A 17,402-nucleotide genomic window follows, 5' to 3' on the forward strand; every position below is an offset into this window, starting at 1 on the left:
TCGCAAGTACTGGTTACGGGACGTGCACTTCGGGTGCGCGTCCCTGAGAGTTCCACTCCGACGGGAGCTAATCCGTGAAAGACTTACTTAAGTTTCTGAAAGCGCAAACTAAGACCGAAGAGTTTGATGCGATCAAAATTGCTCTGGCCTCGCCAGACATGATCCGTTCATGGTCTTTTGGTGAAGTTAAAAAGCCGGAAACCATTAACTACCGTACCTTTAAGCCTGAGCGTGACGGTCTTTTCTGTGCCCGTATTTTTGGACCGGTAAAAGACTACGAATGCCTGTGCGGTAAGTACAAGCGTTTAAAACATCGCGGCGTGATCTGTGAGAAGTGTGGCGTTGAAGTTACACAGACCAAAGTACGTCGTGAGCGCATGGGCCACATTGAGCTGGCTTCACCAACTGCGCACATCTGGTTCCTGAAATCACTGCCTTCGCGTATCGGCTTACTGCTGGATATGCCACTGCGTGATATCGAGCGCGTGCTGTACTTCGAATCTTATGTGGTGATCGAAGGCGGCATGACCAACCTGGAAAAACGTCAGATTCTGACGGAAGAGCAGTACCTTGACGCGCTGGAAGAGTTCGGTGACGAATTCGACGCGAAGATGGGTGCGGAAGCTATCCAGGCGCTGCTGAAAAATATGGATCTGGAGCAAGAGTGCGAGCAGCTGCGCGAAGAGCTGAACGAAACTAACTCCGAGACCAAACGCAAAAAGCTGACCAAGCGTATCAAGCTGCTGGAAGCGTTCGTTCAGTCTGGCAACAAGCCAGAGTGGATGATCCTGACCGTTCTGCCGGTTCTGCCGCCAGATCTGCGTCCGCTGGTACCGCTGGATGGTGGTCGTTTCGCAACGTCAGATCTGAACGATCTGTACCGTCGCGTGATCAACCGTAACAACCGTCTGAAACGCCTGCTGGATCTGGCTGCGCCAGATATCATCGTACGTAACGAAAAACGTATGTTGCAGGAAGCGGTTGATGCACTGCTGGATAACGGCCGTCGCGGTCGCGCCATCACTGGCTCGAACAAGCGTCCGCTGAAATCTCTGGCAGACATGATCAAAGGTAAGCAGGGTCGTTTCCGTCAGAACCTGTTGGGTAAACGTGTTGACTACTCTGGTCGTTCAGTTATCACCGTTGGTCCATACCTGCGTCTGCATCAGTGCGGTCTGCCGAAGAAAATGGCGCTTGAGCTGTTCAAACCGTTCATCTACGGCAAGCTGGAACTGCGTGGCCTGGCCACCACCATCAAAGCCGCTAAGAAAATGGTTGAGCGCGAAGAAGCTGTCGTTTGGGATATCCTGGACGAAGTGATCCGCGAACACCCGGTACTGCTGAACCGTGCACCAACTCTGCACCGTTTGGGTATCCAGGCGTTTGAACCGGTTCTGATCGAAGGTAAAGCGATCCAGCTGCACCCGCTGGTTTGTGCGGCCTATAACGCCGACTTCGATGGTGACCAGATGGCTGTTCACGTACCGCTGACGCTGGAAGCCCAGCTGGAAGCGCGTGCGCTGATGATGTCGACCAACAACATTCTGTCACCTGCGAACGGCGAGCCAATCATCGTTCCTTCACAGGACGTTGTTCTGGGTCTGTACTACATGACCCGCGACAAAGTGAACGCCAAAGGCGAAGGCATGGTGCTGACTGGCCCGAAAGAAGCTGAGCGTGTTTATCGCGCTGGTTTGGCCGAGCTGCATGCACGCGTCAAAGTGCGTATTACTGAATACGCAAAGAACGAGCAGGAAGAGTTGGTTGCGAAAACCAGCATTATCGACACCACCATTGGTCGTGCGATTCTGTGGATGATCGTACCGAACGGCCTGCCTTACTCCATCGTCAACCAGGCGCTGGGTAAGAAAGCGATTTCCAAGATGCTGAACACTTGTTACCGCATCCTTGGCCTGAAGCCGACCGTTATCTTTGCTGACCAAACCATGTACACCGGCTTTGCTTACGCAGCCCGTTCAGGTGCCTCTGTAGGTATCGACGACATGGTAATCCCAGCGAAGAAAGCGGAAATCGTAGCGGAAGCGGAAGCGGAAGTTGCTGAGATTCAGGAACAGTTCCAGTCTGGTCTGGTAACTGCTGGCGAACGTTATAACAAAGTTATCGATATTTGGGCCGCTGCTAACGAACGCGTTTCCAAAGCGATGATGGACAACCTGCAAACTGAAACGGTGATTAACCGTCACGGCGAAGAAGAGCAGCAGGTATCGTTCAACAGCATCTACATGATGGCCGACTCCGGTGCGCGTGGTTCTGCTGCACAGATTCGTCAGCTGGCCGGTATGCGTGGTCTGATGGCTAAGCCAGATGGCTCAATCATCGAAACGCCGATCACCGCGAACTTCCGTGAAGGTCTGAACGTACTCCAGTACTTCATCTCCACGCACGGTGCGCGTAAAGGTCTTGCGGATACCGCCCTGAAAACCGCTAACTCCGGTTATCTGACGCGTCGTCTGGTAGACGTAGCGCAGGACTTGGTTGTTACCGAAGATGACTGCGGCACGTTCGAAGGCATCATGATGACTCCGGTTATCGAAGGTGGCGACGTTAAAGAGCCACTGCGTGAGCGTGTACTGGGTCGTGTAACGGCAGAAGACGTTCTGAAGCCAGGTACTGCGGACATTCTGATTCCGCGTAACACCCTGATCGATGAGCACTGGTGTGATGTGATCGAACTGAATTCAGTCGATGCGATCAAAGTGCGCTCGGTTGTTGGCTGTGAAACCGACTTCGGTGTGTGTGCACACTGCTACGGTCGCGATCTGGCACGTGGTCACATCATCAACAAAGGTGAGGCCATCGGCGTTATCGCAGCACAGTCCATCGGTGAGCCGGGTACTCAGCTGACGATGCGTACGTTCCACATCGGTGGTGCGGCATCTCGTGCGGCTGCTGAATCCAGCATCCAGGTGAAGAACAAAGGTACTATCAAGCTGACCAACGCGAAGTCTGTAACCAACTCCTCAGGGAAACTGGTTATCGTTTCGCGTAACGTTGAGCTGAAGATGATCGACGAGTTCGGTCGTACTAAAGAGAGCTATAAAGTGCCTTACGGTGCGGTCATGGCTAAAGGCGATGGTGAGCAGGTTGCAGCGGGCGAGACCGTAGCAAACTGGGATCCACATACCATGCCGGTCATCACTGAAGTGGGCGGTTTCATTCGCTTCACTGACATGATCGACGGTCAGACCATTACCCGTCAGACTGACGACTTAACCGGTCTGTCATCGCTGGTGGTTCTGGATTCTGCAGAACGTACTGCGGGTGGTAAAGATCTGCGTCCTGCGCTGAAAATTATCGATGCCAACGGAAATGATGTTCTGATTCCAGGTACCGATATGCCAGCTCAGTACTTCCTGCCGGGCAAAGCGATTGTTCAGCTGGAAGATGGCGTTAAGATCAGTGCCGGTGACACGCTGTCGCGTGTGCCGCAGGAATCTGGCGGTACCAAGGATATTACCGGTGGTCTGCCACGCGTTGCTGACTTGTTCGAAGCGCGTCGTCCGAAAGAGCCAGCAATCCTGGCGGAGATCAGCGGTATCATCTCCTTCGGTAAAGAGACCAAAGGTAAGCGTCGTCTGGTGATTACGCCGGTTGATGGTAGCGAGCCGTACGAAGAGATGATTCCAAAATGGCGTCAGCTTAACGTATTCGAAGGTGAGCGCGTGGAACGTGGTGACGTCGTATCTGACGGCCCAGAATCTCCACACGACATCCTGCGTTTGCGTGGCGTCCATGCTGTGACCCGTTACATCACTAACGAAGTGCAGGAAGTTTACCGTCTGCAAGGCGTTAAGATTAACGATAAACACATCGAAGTCATCGTTCGTCAGATGCTGCGTAAAGCAACCATCTCGAGCGTGGGCAGCACCGACTTCCTGGAAGGTGAGCAGGCTGAATACTCGCGCATCAAGATCTCTAACCGTGAACTTGAAGCGAATGGCAAAATCGGCGCAACATTCATGCGCGATCTGCTGGGTATCACCAAAGCGTCACTGGCAACCGAATCGTTCATCTCTGCAGCATCGTTCCAGGAAACCACGCGTGTCCTGACCGAAGCCGCAGTAGCAGGCAAGCGCGACGAACTGCGCGGCCTGAAAGAGAACGTTATCGTGGGTCGTCTGATCCCAGCCGGTACCGGTTATGCTTATCACCAGGATCGTATGCGTCGCCGCTCTGTAGGTGAAGCTCCGGTTGCACCGCAGGTTACTGCGGATGAAGCCTCTGCTAGCCTGGCAGAACTGCTGAACGCAGGTCTGGGCGGAAGAGACGACGAGTAATTCGTCTGCTAAAGCTGACCTACAAAAAACCCTGCCTCGGCAGGGTTTTTTTTATCTAATTCTGTCAAAACTTGCGGCAGACATCTGCACGCGTCAGCCCGATGTCGCGCAGCTGGCTATCCGTTAAATGTGACAGGATACGGCGGGTTTCACGCCGCGCTTGCCAGTTTTTAACCATGCGCACCACGCCGCGAAAGATATCCAGTAAAGTCACATCGAAAGGTCTTGCTGCGCGGTTTTGATCAAATTCCATAATCCTTGCCCTCATTAGGTTGCCTGAGAAGCATTGTCCAATTTCACGTCATTACAATACAGATGCACAAAACACATATCTTTAACATACAGATTGCAATCTTAGGGATCTGAATGGTAATAATAGATCCTAACTGTACTGGTTTTCTGTCATTAATGACTGGGTGAAGCATACTATGACGCGCTACCAACATTTGGCATGTTTGCTTTCGGATCGTATTGAGCAAGGATTGTATCGCAGCGGCGAGCGGTTGCCGTCAGTGCGTACGCTCAGTCTGGAGCATGGCGTAAGTATCAGCACCGTGCAGCAGGCATATCATCTGCTGGAAGAGAAACAACTGATCGTGCCGCAGCCACGTTCTGGATATTTCGTTGCGACACGAAAAGCCACACCGCCCATGCCCGGTATAACCCGACCCGCACAGCGTCCAGTGGAGATTACCCAGTGGGAGTCGGTGCTGGAATTGCTCAGCAGCCGTACTAATAGCGATGTGTTGCAACTCGGAAGCGGTATGCCCGATTTGACTCAACCCACATTGAAACCACTGTGGAAAATTCAAAGCCGCATGGCGCAGAAACAGGATGTTGATCAGCTCAACTATGACAGCTTGTTGGGCGTTGCAGCATTGCGTGAACAGGTCGCGCGACTGACGATCGACAGCGGTTGTCAGCTGACTTCAGAAGATATTGTAATCACCACCGGCTGCCATGAAGCATTGTCGATTTCTATTCGTGCAATATGCCAGGCGGGGGACATCATTGCTGTCGAATCCCCCACTTTCCACGGCACCATGCAGACCTTGCGCGGCTTCGGCATTCGCGCCATTGAGATTCCCACCGATTCGGTGACGGGCATTAGCCTTGAAGCGCTGGAACTTGCCTTCGAGCAGTGGCCGATTAAAGCGGTGGTGGTAGTACCAAACTGCAATAATCCGCTAGGATTCATCATGCCCGAATCCCGTAAACGTGCGTTGGTAACGCTGGCGCAGCGTTTCGATGCCGCGATTATTGAAGACGATGTGTATGGGGAACTGGCGTGGGAATATCCTCGTCCCGTTACCATCAAGTCGCTGGACCAGGATGGCCGCGTGTTGCTGTGCAGTTCGTTCTCCAAGACGCTGGCACCGGGATTGCGCGTGGGTTGGGTGGCGCCGGGGCGCTATCGCGATCGCGTGCTGCATATGAAATACATCAGCACCGGTTCGACGGCAACACAGCCTCAGCATGCGGTCGCTGAATTTATTCGACTTGGTCATTATCTGCCGCATTTGCGGCGCATGCGTCAGGTGTATCAACGCAACTATGAAACGTTCAGTTGCTGGGTGCGGCATTATTTTCCGTGCGGTATTTGTGTGTCTCGCCCGCAGGGTAGTTTCCTGATGTGGATTGAATTGCCAGAGGCGTTTGACGCGGTAAGGCTCAATACCGAATTGCGTGAGCTGAATATGCAGGTTGCGGTAGGTTCGCTGTTTTCGGCTTCGGGTAAATATCGCAACTGCTTGCGCCTGAATTACGGCTTGCCAATGAATGAGCATACCGAGCAGGCGATAGCCCAACTCGGAGCCGCTGTAGAACGGGCCATGCTGGCCTGTAGTGTGGAAACCGTGCATACCTCCTCCTTAGCATTGTAAAGAAAGGCAGGGCTGGGAGAGGTTAAGACCAGCCCTGGCCCGCTGCAAGCGACAGCGGGCAGGGACACTTTAGCCTTATCAGGAAATGACGCTAGCCGTTACATCACGCTGCTGCGCGACAGATTCCAGCGTTTTCTCCTCACTTACCACGCATTACATTGCTTCTGCAGGTTCGATTCCATTTTCCACTAATGCCAGCAACTGCTGCGTTGCCTCACGCCAGTCTCCGGCCTGGGTAATCGCGCTCACCACCGCAATGCTGCCAACGCCTGTAGCCAGTACTTCAGGCACGCGCGCCAGTGAAATACCGCCAATTGCCACGGTTGGCACATCCTGCAAACGCGCCAAATGACGCTTCAACTCCATCACGCCCTGTGGCGCAGAGGGCATGTCTTTGGTTTGCGTCGGATAGATGTGGCCAAGTGCAATGTAAGATGGGCGCAGCGCCAGAGCCCGATCCAGCTCGGCATCATCGTGCGTCGATAAACCCAGACGCAATCCCGCCTCACGAATAGCCGCCAAATCGGCCACATCAAGATCCTCTTGACCGAGGTGTACGCCATAAGCGTGGTATTTGATGGCTAAGCGCCAGTAATCATTGATAAACAAGCGGGCGCGATACTGTTTGCCGAGCGCAATCGCCTCGCGTACGGCATCTTCTACCTCATGATCCTCGCAATCTTTAATGCGCAGCTGAATGGTGCGCACACCGGCTTCCAGCAAGCGCGCGATCCAATCCACGCTATCAACAACGGGATACAGCCCCAATTTTGGCGCTGTGGCAGGAAAGGCGTCGGTCATACATTGTCCTCTTTAAGGGTATCGGCAGCGTGATAGAGCTCGCCGCCACGATGGCGGAAGGCATCCGACATTTGCGCCATACCCATTTCAATCGGCTGAGCTTCAGCCTGTTGGCGGGCGGCAAACTCACGCACTTCCTGAGTAATTTTCATCGAGCAGAATTTCGGGCCGCACATCGAGCAGAAGTGTGCCACTTTTCCCGATTCCTGCGGCAGAGTTTCATCGTGATAGGCGCGTGCGGTGTGCGGATCGAGCGCCAGATTGAACTGATCTTCCCAGCGGAATTCAAAACGCGCTTTCGACATCGCATTGTCGCGGATCTGCGCACCCGGATGACCTTTCGCCAGATCTGCCGCGTGTGCGGCTATCTTGTAGGTAATTAGGCCTTGCTTCACATCTTCTTTATTCGGTAAACCGAGGTGCTCTTTCGGCGTCACGTAGCACAACATCGCACAGCCAAACCAGCCAATCATGGCGGCACCGATACCGGAAGTGAAATGGTCATAACCGGGTGCGATATCCGTGGTGAGCGGGCCAAGTGTGTAAAACGGTGCTGCGTGGCAGTGCTCGAGTTGTTCAGTCATATTGCGACGGATCATCTGCATCGGCACGTGTCCAGGACCTTCAATCATCACCTGCACATCATATTCCCAGGCGATTTTGGTCAGTTCACCCAGCGTATGCAGTTCGGCAAATTGCGCCTCATCGTTGGCATCCTGAATCGAACCGGGACGCAGGCCATCGCCAAGCGACAGGGCCACATCGTAGGCGGCGCAAATTTCACAAATCTCGCGGAAGTGCAGATAGAGGAAGCTTTCGGTGTGATGTGACAAACACCATTTCGCCATAATCGAGCCGCCGCGCGACACAATACCGGTCAGACGTTTGGCCGTCATCGGCACGTAGCGCAGCAGCACGCCAGCGTGGATGGTGAAGTAGTCGACACCTTGTTCCGCCTGTTCCAGCAGCGTGTCGCGGAAAATCTCCCAGGTGAGGTCTTCCGCAATTCCATTTACTTTTTCCAGCGCCTGATAAATCGGTACCGTACCGATCGGCACCGGGCTGTTACGCAAAATCCATTCACGCGTTTCATGGATATAGCGGCCGGTGGAGAGATCCATCACGGTATCTGCACCCCAGCGCGTTGACCACACCAGCTTCTCCACTTCTTCTTCAATTGACGAACTTACCGCCGAGTTACCGATGTTGGCATTCACCTTTACCAGAAAGTTACGACCGATGATCATCGGTTCGGTTTCCGGATGGTTAATGTTGCTCGGGATGATGGCACGGCCGCTGGCCACTTCCTGACGGACAAATTCCGCGGTGATATTGTCCGGCAGATTGGCGCCAAAGCTGTAACCGGCATGCTGCTGTAGCAGCACTTCACCACGAATACGCTCGCGGCCCATGTTTTCACGCAGCGCAATAAACTCCATCTCCGGCGTGATGATGCCCTGACGTGCATAGTGCAGTTGAGTAACGCAGCGACCCGCTTTGGCACGGCGCGGTTGTGGCAGATGCTCAAAGCGCAGGTGATCGAGCCCTTCATCGGCCAGACGTTGTTGGGTGTAGCGTGAACTCAGCTGGTGGATGGTTTCGCTGTCGCCGCGTTCTTCGATCCAGTCGGCGCGCAGCCTGGCGAGTCCCTGATGTACATTGATCGCCGCTTCAGGATCGCCGTAAGCACCGGCAGTGTCATAGACCGGTACCGCTTCATTCTGTTCGTACTGTGGATTATCTTTGCTGCCGCCGATGTGCGTCGGGCTCAGCTGTATCTCGCGCATCGGTACACGAATATCCGCGCGGCTGCCGGTGATCCAGATGCGTTTCGAGTTAGGGAAAGCGGTTCCCTGCAGGGAATCGATAAATTCTTGTGCCTGGGCACGTTGTTCACGACGAGAGGTTTTAACAGCAGACATAGCAATTTTCCTGTGAAAGTTGGAAGTTGCTTGTCCAGAGTTCGGAAGGAGTAACAGAAACGATGCTGGGCGCCAACGTACATCGTGCTGATGATGTCTACTCTTGTTCCCTTCGCAGGTACTAACCTGATCAGGTTCCGCGGATCCCGAATTAACGGTCTCAGCCCCATTGGGCACTCCGACAAGTTGATGTTTTACGATATAAGCTACTTTGCTTGCTATTTCACGCCTGGGCAGTGCTCGTGACCGTCACGTACTACGTGTACGCTCCGGTCCCTGCGCGCTGTCCGAGCGTGAACTCGCTGCGCACGCTACGCTTATATCGCAAAATTTGACTCTTTATTGTCGTTAAAGAAGACATTAAAAAAGCCCTTTCAGCATAAGAGGGCTTTTCTGGAATAACAAGTTTTTTACAACTGAAGGCATTCAGGCCGGGCGGGCAATGATGCTGTCGTTGGCAACCGGCAGTCTTGCGAGCTGATTATCCCATGCGAGTTGCACCAGTTTATCTTCAAGCGTGAAGCGCGACTCCAGCACTTCACCGACTTCAGAGAGCGCCGTTTGAAAATCTACGCAATTATCGTCGTTGATAGCTTGCTGCAGGTGGCTGTCATAGAGCTGCATCATGTGGTCTGTATTCGCCTCGAGTGCCGGATAGATCTGCGCAGCAACCATCAGTGGGTTATCTCCCTGCATCTCGCTGATGATGTGTTCATACACGCTGAAATGACCGGTTGAAAGGTAGTCCACCAGATTGTGGCAGAAGGCATCAAGCGCCTGTTCATCCAGCGTGGTTAACGCATCTTTTTGCGGCTTCATGCCAACAAGCTCATAGTACGTGACGAGCAACTGTCTGCGGGCACGCAACCATGAATCAACCAATTCATTTCCGCCGCCTACACGCTGTGTCAGGTCATCTAACTGGTTAAGCATATGGGGCTCCAGGTAGGTTATAGTTGTTTATTACACACTTAATATTAGGGTTTCAGCGTGCGGTTTGACGCTAAGGACAACGATTAAGATGCAACGTGAGATCTCAAGCTTAGACGCTGGATGGTGGATTGTCAGCCATGAGCAAAAACTTTGGTTGCCGCAAGGCGAGTTGCCGTATGGCTTATCCATTGAGTTTGGACTCAGTGGTAGCAGCGGTATGTTAATTGGCGAATGGCAGGGCGAGAATGTCTGGCTGGTACGCGAATCGCGTCCGGACAGCATGGGCTCAGTGCGCCAACTGATTGATGAGGATGTGGGCCTGTTCCAAATTGCCGGGCGTGGCGTGCAGTTGGCGGAGTTTTACCGATCGCATCGCTGGTGCGGCTATTGTGGCCATGAGATGCACACCAGTAAGCGCGAATTTGCCTGTTTGTGCAATCACTGTCGCGAACGCTATTACCCGCAAATTGCACCGTGCATCATCGTCGCCATCCGCCGTGGCGATGAGATCCTACTCGCTAATCATGCGCGTCATCGTAACAACATCTATACCGTGTTGGCGGGTTTCGTCGAAGTTGGCGAAACATTAGAACAAGCGGTGGCGCGGGAAGTCATGGAGGAGAGCAACGTCCGGGTCAAAAATGTGCGTTACGTAACCTCGCAGCCCTGGCCGTTTCCGCAGTCATTAATGGTGGCATACATGGCTGAATATGACGGCGGCGATCTGCAACACGATGGCAAAGAGCTGCTGGATGCCGGTTGGTATCGTTATGACGATTTGCCGCTGCTGCCGCCGCCCGGCACGGTTGCACGTCGTCTGATTGAAGATACCGTTGCCCTGTGTCGCGCCAGCGCGACGTGAAAATGCTACACTGCCGGCCTTAGCATGAGAGAGCCCATTATGAGTGAACTGAAGAACGATCGTTATCTGCGCGCCCTGTTACGTCAGCCGGTAGATGTCACGCCGGTATGGATGATGCGACAAGCCGGGCGTTATTTGCCGGAGTACAAAGCCACGCGCGCTGAGGCCGGTGATTTTATGTCGCTGTGTAAGAATGCTGAGCTAGCGTGTGAAGTCACGCTGCAACCGCTGCGTCGCTATGCGCTGGATGCGGCGATCCTCTTCAGCGACATTCTTACTATTCCAGATGCGATGGGCCTTGGGCTCTACTTTGAGACCGGCGAAGGCCCGCGCTTCTCCAATCCGATTACCTGCCGTGCGGATGTCGATAAGCTGCCAGTGCCGGACCCCGAGCAAGAACTGGGTTATGTGATGAACGCGGTGCGTACCATTCGTCACAACCTGAAAGGCGAAGTGCCGCTGATCGGCTTCTCCGGCAGTCCGTGGACGCTGGCGACCTACATGGTTGAAGGCGGCAGTAGCAAAGCCTTCACCAAAATCAAAAAGATGATGTATGCCGAACCGCAAACCCTGCACAAGCTGCTGGATAAGCTGGCGGACAGCGTGATTCTCTATCTGAATGCGCAGATCAAAGCCGGTGCGCAGTCAATCATGGTGTTCGATACCTGGGGCGGCGTGCTGACCGGACGCGACTATCGCGAATTCTCGCTGTATTACATGCACAAAATCGTTGATAGCGTGCTGCACGAGAACGAAGGCCGTCGTGTACCGATTACGCTGTTCACCAAAGGTGGCGGCCAATGGCTGGAAGCGATCGCCGCGACTGGCTGTGATGCGCTGGGACTGGACTGGACTACCGATATCGCGGATGCGCGTCGTCGTGTAGGAGACAAAGTGGCGCTGCAGGGCAACATGGATCCCTCCATGCTGTATGCTCCGCCAGCGCGCATTGAGCAGGAAGTGGCGGGTATTCTTGAAGGTTTTGGCGCCGGCGAAGGTCACGTATTTAACCTTGGTCACGGCATCCATCCCGACGTACCACCGGAACATGCTGGTGCGTTTGTGGAAGCGGTGCACCGCCTGTCACGTCCTTATCATCAGGCCTGATCGTGGATTTAGCCGCACTCCGCCAGGAACAGTTACAACGCGCTGCTGATGTGGTGCGGCAGGATGATTTCGACGTGCTGCCGCCGCGCTTTATTGGTGGTGCCGATGTCGGTTTTGAGCAGGGCGGGGAGATCACTCGTGCTGCCCTGGTTATCCTCGAATACCCTTCTTTAACGCTGGTAGAGCATCGCATTGCGCGCGTGGCCACCACCATGCCGTATATTCCAGGCTTCTTATCCTTCCGTGAAATGCCGGCGCTGCTGGAAGCGTGGCAGCAGCTCTCCCAACTGCCCGATCTACTGTTTGTTGATGGCCATGGTATTTCCCATCCCCGTCGGCTTGGCGTGGCCGCGCATTTTGGTTCGCTGGTGGATGTGCCGACCATTGGAGTGGCGAAGAAGCGTTTGTGTGGGCGCTTTGCGGAACTGGACGCTGAGCCTGGCAGCCGCCAGCCGCTGATGGACAAGGGTGAACAGATTGGCTGGGTGTGGCGCAGTAAAGCACGCTGTAATCCGCTGTTTATCTCAACAGGCCATCGCGTCAGCCTGGATAGTGCATTGCATTGGGTTGAAACCTGTACGGCGGGTTACCGTTTGCCGGAACCGACGCGCTGGGCGGATGCCGTAGCCTCTGGACGCCCGGCCTTTCTGCGTTGGCAAAATACGCCTTAACGCTGTTTGCGCCCGGCTTTTGCGGTACACTGCCGCCAGCTAACCTATTGAGAGTAAGTTTGATGTTACAGAATCCCGTCCATTTGCGTCTGGCGAAGCTTGAAAGCTGGCAGCATATGACTTTTATGGCCTGTCTCTGCGAGCGTATGTTCCCCAACTATTGGGCTTTCTGTCAGCAGACCGAATTCGCCGATCCGCAACTCTATCGTCGTATCCTCGATCTCATTTGGGAAAGCCTGACGGTCAAAGATGCCAAAATCAATTTCGACGGTCAGCTGGAGAAATTTGAAGCGGCTATCCCTGACGGTGACGATTTCGAGGTTTACGGTGTGCATCCAGCGATCGATGCCTGCGTGGCATTGAGTGAATTACTGCATGCTCAACTCAGCGGTGAAACGCTGGAGCACGCGGTTGAAGTTAGCCGCACCTCGATCACTACCGTAGCGATTCTGGAAATGACCCAGGCTGGCCGCGAAATGACCGACGAAGAGCTGCGTGAAAATCAGGCCGTCATCGATGAATGGGACCTGCAGTGGGAGATTTTCCGCCTGCTGTCCGAGTGCGAGGAGCGCGACCTGGAATTGATTAAAGGCCTGCGTGCAGACCTGCGCGAAGCGGGAATCAGTAACATCGGTATACTTTTTCAGCAATAAGGCAATAAAACGTGACTTCAGGCCCGAATTACCGCGCCTGGAGGCTTCACATCGGCCCCCTGTCTGGTCTACATTTGGGGGGCTGAAAATTGTGGCTATCGGTGCGTGCTGGCTGAACAAGGCCTGAGAAGGGCTTTTCCCTCGCACTCGTTGCTTAGCAAGCGATAAATACACTTTAAGGATAACTTATGAACAAGACTCAACTGATTGATGTGATCGCAGAGAAAGCTGACCTGTCTAAAACCCAGGCTAAGACTGCGCTGGAATCTACCCTGGCTGCGATCACTGAGTCTCTGAAAGAAGGTGATGCTGTACAACTGGTTGGTTTTGGTACTTTTAAAGTGAACCACCGCGCTGAGCGTACCGGTCGCAATCCGCAGACTGGCAAAGAGATCAAAATTGCTGCGGCTAACGTGCCAGCATTCGTTTCAGGCAAAGCTCTGAAAGACGCTGTTAAGTAAGTTTCCGCATTGCGGTTTAGCTTGAAAAGAGGGGGCGTTAGCGCCCCTTTTTGTTGCCGGGACCTGCCATGCTGAATCCATTTTCACAGCGCATTTGCGCCCTGTTGTTCGGTGCGCTGCTCACGGGCTGTAGCTCCACTTCTGATCTTCCTGCCTTTACGGCGAGCGGCTATCTGGCCGACCGCGGCACCGTGCGCATTTGGCGCAAAAATAACGATCATCAAGCTGTGCATCTGCGCACTGTTTTCACACCGTTCAATGGCGATGCGATGGAGACAACCGATTACAACTGGCAGCAGCAGAAGCTGATTAGCGTTGAACGGCGCATTGCTGGCGCACAGCCAGACGATGTCACCTTACGCTTCGATCACCAGGGCAATCTTAATTTCATGCAGCGCCAGTTGGCGGGACGACGTGAGGCGGTTAGCGCTGATAGTGTTGAGTTATACCGTTTCGATGCGCAGCGCATGTTGGATCAAAGTAATGCGTTGCTGGAAGGTCGTGTACTGCTGCGGCAGGGGCACTGGTGGGGCGGCAATCAGGTACGAGCGTGCGACGACAAGGTGGTGAATGCGGCCTTTGATCGCGACACGATTTATGCGCTAGCTCGCCAGCAAAAGATGCAGTCTGCGCCATTGATGGTGTCGTGGCTGGAAGCGCCGGAAGGCGTGCAGCTGCTACGTGCTACGCCAGATGACGAATGCAGCTGGCAGCCAAAAGAGAGCGATTTCTGACGTGTGAATAAGATAAGGGGCACGTGCTGTGCCCCTTTGCATACTTATTTGCGGTTAATCGCGCGGTAGCCGATATCGCGACGGCAGAAGCTGCCATCCCATGAGATATGTTGCGCCAGCGCATAAGCGTTTTTCTGCGCCGCGGCAACGTCGTCACCCAGCGCAGTTACGCACAACACGCGGCCACCGTTGGTTACCACCAAATCGTCTTTCATGGTAGTACCGGCGTGGAAGACTTTCCCGTCCGGCACTTCTTCCAGCGGCAGACCGTGAATCTGATCGCCAGTGGTGTAATCGCCCGGATAACCACCTGCCGCTAATACCACGCCTAATGATGGACGCGGATCCCATTGCGAGGTCTGCTGATCCAGTTTGCCATCTGTAGCAGCCAGACACAGCGCAACCAGATCCGACTGCAGACGCAGCATGATGGGCTGAGTTTCGGGATCGCCAAAACGGCAGTTGAACTCGATCACTTTTGGCTGACCGGCTTTATCGATCATCAAACCGGCATACAGGAAACCGGTGTAGATGTTGCCTTCTGCTTTCATGCCGTTAACGGTTGGCCAGATGATTTGATCCATCACGCGCTGGTGGATCTCATCGGTCACCACGGGTGCCGGAGAGTAAGCGCCCATGCCGCCGGTATTCGGACCGGTATCACCATCGCCAACGCGCTTGTGATCCTGGCTGGTGGCCATCGGCAGCACATTGTTGCCATCAACCATCACGATGAAGCTGGCTTCTTCGCCATCCAGGAACTCTTCGATCACGATGCGGTGACCGGCATCGCCGAACGCATTGCCAGCCAGCATGTCTTGTACTGCTGCTTCTGCTTCAGCCAGCTCCATCGCCACGATCACGCCTTTACCTGCCGCAAGGCCGTCCGCTTTGATGACGATCGGTGCGCCTTTCTCACGCAGATATGCCAGCGCAGGCTCCACTTCGGTGAAGTTTTGGTATTCGGCAGTGGGAATCTGCTGACGTGCGAGGAAATCTTTGGTGAAGGCTTTTGAGCCTTCTAACTGGGCAGCGGCTTGCGTTGGGCCAAAAATCTTCAGACCTGCAGCACGGAACGCATCAACTACGCCAATCACCAGTGGCGCTTCCGGTCCCACGATGGTCAGATCGATTTTTTCCTGCTGCGCAAAAGCCAGCAGCGCGGGAACGTCGGTAGCGCTGATTGCCACGTTTTGCAGAGCCGGTTCCAGCGCGGTGCCCGCATTGCCTGGCGCGACAAACACCGTTTCCGCCAGTGGCGACTGTGCTGCTTTCCACGCCAGTGCGTGTTCACGTCCGCCATTACCAATCACTAAAATTTTCATCAGTACTGCTCCCAACAATTAATGGCGGAAATGACGCATGTCGGTAAAGATCATCGCGATGCCGTGCTCATCAGCGGCGGCAATCACTTCATCATCACGGATTGAACCACCCGGTTGAATCACGCAGCTGATGCCGACCGCTGCTGCGGCATCGATACCGTCTCGGAATGGGAAGAAGGCGTCAGAAGCCATCGCTGAACCTTTCACTTCCAAACCTTCGTCACCCGCTTTAATGCCGGCAATTTTGGCCGAGTAAACGCGGCTCATCTGACCGGCACCAATGCCGATGGTCATATTGTCACGCGCATAAACGATGGCATTGGATTTAACGAACTTCGCCACTTTCCAGCAGAACAACGCGTCACGCAGTTCCTGTTCAGTTGGCTGACGCTTGCTAACAACGCGCAGCTGGCTGGCATCAACCATGCCCAGATCGCGATCCTGGACCAGCACGCCGCCGTTTACACGTTTGAAATCCAGCGCAGCGACACGGCCTTGCCACTGACCACACACCAGAACGCGTACGTTCTGCTTGGCGGCGGTGACTTTCAATGCAGCTTCGCTGGCGGATGGGGCGATGATCACTTCAACAAACTGACGGCTGATGATCGCCTGCGCGGTGGCTTCGTCCAGCTCGCGGTTGAAGGCGATGATGCCGCCAAAAGCAGAAGTCGGGTCAGTCTTGTAGGCTCGCTCGTAAGCGTCGAGAATCGAACCGCCAACCGCCACACCGCAAGGGTTAGCATGTTTGACGATCACGCAAGCGGCTTCGTCGAACTCTTTCACACATTCGAGTGCGGCATCGGTATCGGCGATATTGTTGTAGGAAAGTGCTTTGCCCTGAACCTGCTGCGCGGTGGCAACAGACGCTTCAGCCACATTCTCTTCTATATAGAAGGCTGCATCCTGATGGCTGTTCTCGCCGTAACGCATATCCTGCTTCTTAATGAAGTTAAGGTTGAGCGTGCGCGGGAAGCGGCCAGCAGGTTCTTTGCTATCGCCATGATAGGCTGGTACCAGGCTACCGAAGTAGTTGGCAATCATGCTGTCGTAAGCGGCGGTATGTTCGAAGGCTTTAATGGCCAGATCAAAACGTGTTTCTAGCGTCAGCGAGTTTTCGTTGGCATCCAGCTCAGCAATAATCGCCTCGTAATCGCTGCTCTTCACCACAATCGCCACGTCTTTGTGGTTCTTCGCCGCGGAGCGAACCATCGTTGGGCCACCAATGTCGATGTTCTCGACCGCATCCGCTAATGAGCAATCGGGTTTGGCAACGGTTTGGGCAAAGGGATAAAGGTTCACTACCACCATATCGATAGGATTAATGGCGTGTTCAGCCATAATCGCATCATCCTGACCACGACGCCCCAAAATGCCGCCATGCACTTTTGGGTGCAGCGTTTTGACGCGTCCATCCATCATTTCCGGGAAACCGGTGTAGTCAGAAACTTCGGTGACGGGCAGGCCCGCATCTGCCAGCAGACGTGCAGTACCGCCTGTGGAGAGCAGCTCAACACCACGACTGGAGAGTGCCTGAGCAAATTCGAGGATACCGGCTTTATCAGAGACACTGAGCAGAGCGCGGCGTACAGGACGACGTTGTTGCATGGTGGTTTTATCCCTTGGCTTTGTTTCGCGTAAAAAAGAGCGTTACATCAAGCTCAGTGCTTCTCTTCTATATAGAAGGAATCACTTGCCTCATGTAACGCCCCAAAAGGGGCATCCTTGACGTCGCCGGGCATTGTAGCGAAA

The 17,402-nt window shown here is 54.2% G+C and carries 14 protein-coding genes and 1 riboswitch; of the genes, 8 read left to right on the forward strand and 6 right to left on the reverse strand.

Annotated features, from left to right (window positions below):
• The first annotated feature begins 74 nt into the window (after positions 1–74).
• Entirely contained in the window at positions 75–4,298 is a 4,224-nt protein-coding gene (gene rpoC, locus ACRQ84_RS16460; RefSeq protein ID WP_483816604.1) for a DNA-directed RNA polymerase subunit beta', read from the forward strand.
• A 64-nt stretch (positions 4,299–4,362) separates the two neighbouring features.
• Here rpoC and ACRQ84_RS16465 read toward each other — a convergent pair whose 3' ends face one another.
• Positions 4,363–4,551, reverse strand: a complete 189-nt coding sequence (locus tag ACRQ84_RS16465) for a DUF1127 domain-containing protein (RefSeq protein WP_483816605.1) — start codon at positions 4,549–4,551, stop codon at positions 4,363–4,365.
• Positions 4,552–4,726: 175 nt separating this feature from the next.
• On the opposite strand from ACRQ84_RS16465, the gene ACRQ84_RS16470 reads away from it, so the two are divergent.
• The gene (locus tag ACRQ84_RS16470) at positions 4,727–6,181 is read left to right on the forward strand and encodes an aminotransferase-like domain-containing protein (protein ID WP_064741596.1); all 1,455 of its coding nucleotides are present in this window, start codon (positions 4,727–4,729) and stop codon (positions 6,179–6,181) included.
• 153 nt (positions 6,182–6,334) lie between these two features.
• Here the strand turns inward: ACRQ84_RS16470 and thiE are convergent, their stop codons facing one another.
• The 3 genes from thiE to ACRQ84_RS16485 all read right to left on the reverse strand — a co-directional run bounded on the left by thiE (position 6,335) and on the right by ACRQ84_RS16485 (position 9,837).
• On the reverse strand, positions 6,335–6,982 hold the full coding sequence (gene thiE, locus ACRQ84_RS16475; protein ID WP_483816606.1) for a thiamine phosphate synthase: 648 nt from the start codon (positions 6,980–6,982) through the stop codon (positions 6,335–6,337).
• Positions 6,979–8,904 (reverse strand): phosphomethylpyrimidine synthase ThiC, encoded by a 1,926-nt coding sequence (gene thiC, locus ACRQ84_RS16480; protein WP_483816607.1) that lies wholly within the window; start codon positions 8,902–8,904, stop codon positions 6,979–6,981. The genes thiE and thiC overlap by 4 nt, the downstream gene beginning before the upstream one ends.
• Before the next feature lie 90 nt (positions 8,905–8,994).
• Positions 8,995–9,095: riboswitch (TPP riboswitch) on the reverse strand.
• Between the two features lie 235 nt (positions 9,096–9,330).
• Positions 9,331–9,837 (reverse strand): Rsd/AlgQ family anti-sigma factor, encoded by a 507-nt coding sequence (locus ACRQ84_RS16485; RefSeq protein WP_064741599.1) that lies wholly within the window; start codon positions 9,835–9,837, stop codon positions 9,331–9,333.
• A gap of 88 nt (positions 9,838–9,925) precedes the next feature.
• On the opposite strand from ACRQ84_RS16485, the gene nudC reads away from it, so the two are divergent.
• From nudC to ACRQ84_RS16515, 6 genes are all read left to right on the forward strand, one after another.
• Positions 9,926–10,699, forward strand: a complete 774-nt coding sequence (gene nudC, locus ACRQ84_RS16490) for an NAD(+) diphosphatase (RefSeq protein WP_483816608.1) — start codon at positions 9,926–9,928, stop codon at positions 10,697–10,699.
• Between the two features lie 39 nt (positions 10,700–10,738).
• Positions 10,739–11,806 carry a uroporphyrinogen decarboxylase gene (gene hemE, locus ACRQ84_RS16495; protein ID WP_064741601.1) on the forward strand — a complete coding sequence of 356 codons (1,068 nt, stop codon included), beginning with the start codon at positions 10,739–10,741 and terminating at the stop codon, positions 11,804–11,806.
• A 2-nt stretch (positions 11,807–11,808) separates the two neighbouring features.
• Positions 11,809–12,477 (forward strand): deoxyribonuclease V, encoded by a 669-nt coding sequence (nfi, locus tag ACRQ84_RS16500; RefSeq protein ID WP_483816609.1) that lies wholly within the window; start codon positions 11,809–11,811, stop codon positions 12,475–12,477.
• Positions 12,478–12,539: 62 nt separating this feature from the next.
• Positions 12,540–13,130 (forward strand): YjaG family protein, encoded by a 591-nt coding sequence (locus ACRQ84_RS16505; protein ID WP_008108422.1) that lies wholly within the window; start codon positions 12,540–12,542, stop codon positions 13,128–13,130.
• Positions 13,131–13,318: 188 nt separating this feature from the next.
• Entirely contained in the window at positions 13,319–13,591 is a 273-nt protein-coding gene (hupA, locus tag ACRQ84_RS16510) for a nucleoid-associated protein HU-alpha (protein ID WP_007886275.1), read from the forward strand.
• Between the two features lie 68 nt (positions 13,592–13,659).
• Positions 13,660–14,325, forward strand: coding sequence for a DUF1481 domain-containing protein (locus ACRQ84_RS16515; protein WP_483816610.1), 666 nt, complete (start codon positions 13,660–13,662; stop codon positions 14,323–14,325).
• Between the two features lie 44 nt (positions 14,326–14,369).
• Here the strand turns inward: ACRQ84_RS16515 and purD are convergent, their stop codons facing one another.
• Both purD and purH read right to left on the reverse strand, forming a co-directional pair.
• A complete protein-coding gene (purD, locus tag ACRQ84_RS16520) occupies positions 14,370–15,650 on the reverse strand; it encodes a phosphoribosylamine--glycine ligase (protein WP_064741604.1) in 1,281 nt (426 codons plus the stop codon).
• Between the two features lie 18 nt (positions 15,651–15,668).
• On the reverse strand, positions 15,669–17,258 hold the full coding sequence (gene purH / locus ACRQ84_RS16525) for a bifunctional phosphoribosylaminoimidazolecarboxamide formyltransferase/IMP cyclohydrolase (RefSeq protein WP_483816611.1): 1,590 nt from the start codon (positions 17,256–17,258) through the stop codon (positions 15,669–15,671).
• Positions 17,259–17,402 lie beyond the last annotated feature (144 nt).

The organism is Pantoea sp. E2023-21 (assembly GCF_051302795.1).
Lineage (GTDB): Bacteria > Pseudomonadota > Gammaproteobacteria > Enterobacterales > Enterobacteriaceae > Pantoea > Pantoea ludwigii_A.

Bases quoted from the DNA above. Each gene is read 5' to 3' on its own strand.
- ACRQ84_RS16465 (WP_483816605.1), bottom strand. From the start codon at position 4,551: ATGGAATTTGATCAAAACCGCGCAGCAAGACCTTTCGATGTGACTTTA.
- ACRQ84_RS16470 (WP_064741596.1), top strand. From the start codon at position 4,727: ATGACGCGCTACCAACATTTGGCATGTTTGCTTTCGGATCGTATTGAG.
- thiE (WP_483816606.1), bottom strand. From the start codon at position 6,982: ATGACCGACGCCTTTCCTGCCACAGCGCCAAAATTGGGGCTGTATCCC.
- thiC (WP_483816607.1), bottom strand. From the start codon at position 8,904: ATGTCTGCTGTTAAAACCTCTCGTCGTGAACAACGTGCCCAGGCACAA.
- ACRQ84_RS16485 (WP_064741599.1), bottom strand. From the start codon at position 9,837: ATGCTTAACCAGTTAGATGACCTGACACAGCGTGTAGGCGGCGGAAAT.
- nudC (WP_483816608.1), top strand. From the start codon at position 9,926: ATGCAACGTGAGATCTCAAGCTTAGACGCTGGATGGTGGATTGTCAGC.
- hemE (WP_064741601.1), top strand. From the start codon at position 10,739: ATGAGTGAACTGAAGAACGATCGTTATCTGCGCGCCCTGTTACGTCAG.
- ACRQ84_RS16505 (WP_008108422.1), top strand. From the start codon at position 12,540: ATGTTACAGAATCCCGTCCATTTGCGTCTGGCGAAGCTTGAAAGCTGG.
- hupA (WP_007886275.1), top strand. From the start codon at position 13,319: ATGAACAAGACTCAACTGATTGATGTGATCGCAGAGAAAGCTGACCTG.
- ACRQ84_RS16515 (WP_483816610.1), top strand. From the start codon at position 13,660: ATGCTGAATCCATTTTCACAGCGCATTTGCGCCCTGTTGTTCGGTGCG.
- purD (WP_064741604.1), bottom strand. From the start codon at position 15,650: ATGAAAATTTTAGTGATTGGTAATGGCGGACGTGAACACGCACTGGCG.
- purH (WP_483816611.1), bottom strand. From the start codon at position 17,258: ATGCAACAACGTCGTCCTGTACGCCGCGCTCTGCTCAGTGTCTCTGAT.